The following is a 1,271-nucleotide window of genomic DNA, read 5'->3' as shown; positions in this document are numbered from 1 at the left end:
GGGGCGGACATCAGCGAGCAGGTGGAGAACATCAACCGGTCCATGGAAGAGCAGGGGCGTGTGACGGAGTCCATCGCGAAGGCGGCGGAAGAGCTCGTGAGTCTCTCTGAGGAGATGCAGAAGTCCGTGGCCCGGTTCAGGATCGCCGAAAAGCCCTCAGGCCTTGTTCCCCGGTAGGAGAAAGGGTACAATTTTTCAGGGAAACGCTTTTCCCAATATCGTGCAAAAGGGGATGGAGCTGTGAAACTGAACCGACTTGGTGCCCGCATTCTTCTCGTGGTGCTTTCTCTTCTGGTTCTTTCGGTTGGAGGCATCGGTTTTTACTCTATGAACGCCGGTAGCAGCGGTCTCAACGCCGTGGTGGATGATTACGAGAAGTCCCTGGCCAACGGTCTCGCCCACGAACTTGACGCCACCTTCAACAGTTTCCAGGGCATGCTCCAGGCGCTGTCGGCCCTTGTCACTACCCGCTTCACCACCCAGATGCTCAACCCTGACGTGGGCGAGGTGGTGGTCCGCCAGTTCGGCGCCCAGAACGGAAAGTTCATCAACGACCTGGGCGTGCAGTCTCCCCACGCCAGAAGCCTGTTTATCGTCTTCAATCCGGAGCATTTCGGCACGAAGAGCGTGTTCATGGTGGGATTCCGGAGGGCCGACGAAAAATCTCTCTATATTTACATGGACTCCGTGGGTCTGGGTGCCGCTGATCTCATCGACAGGAAAAACCCTGCAGCGGCTTGGTTCTGGAGCCCTCTCGACACGGGACAGGAATATTGGGGCGATCTCAGGAAAGCGGAAGAAGGCTTCGACGAGGTGCTCTACACCATGCCGGTGAAGATGGGCGACCAGACGGCAGCCGTGGTGGGAATTTCCTTCGATTTCAACTTTGTCCGGGAAACGCTGAAAGCGGTCAGGGTCTACGACACGGGGTATCCCTTCCTCATGAACCGGGAGCTCCGGTTCCTCCACCACCCCACCCTGAAATTTGACGGTCCCACCATCCGTGAGGTGTCGGGGGGATCCCTTGCTCCCTTCGCCGACCAGTTCCTGACGCAGCGGAACGGCCGCTTCTCCTATGTCTACGAGGGGGAGGAGAAGACCATGGCCTTCCAGCGCCTCAAGAACGGGTACATCGCCGCCGCCGCGGCGACCACGGCCGAATCTCTCTCAGCCGAAGGAGCCATGCGCCGGGCGGTCTACATAGGCATCATAGGCGTCCTCGTGGTGGCCTCCATCGTGGTCATCCTCTTCTCCCGGAGCCTCGCCCGTCC

At 59.2% G+C, this 1,271-nt stretch carries 1 protein-coding gene; it reads left to right on the top strand.

The features are described 5' to 3' along the window. Window positions 1-240: 240 nt before the first annotated feature. Window positions 241-1,271: PDC sensor domain-containing protein (locus C8D99_RS15065; protein WP_133959323.1), on the top strand; the 1,031-nt coding region annotated here is incomplete at its 3' end.

This window comes from Aminivibrio pyruvatiphilus, assembly GCF_004366815.1.
Lineage (GTDB): Bacteria > Synergistota > Synergistia > Synergistales > Aminobacteriaceae > Aminivibrio > Aminivibrio pyruvatiphilus.
Note: the sequence above shows the minus strand (reverse complement) of the source record. Positions and strands in the feature narration are given on the sequence as shown.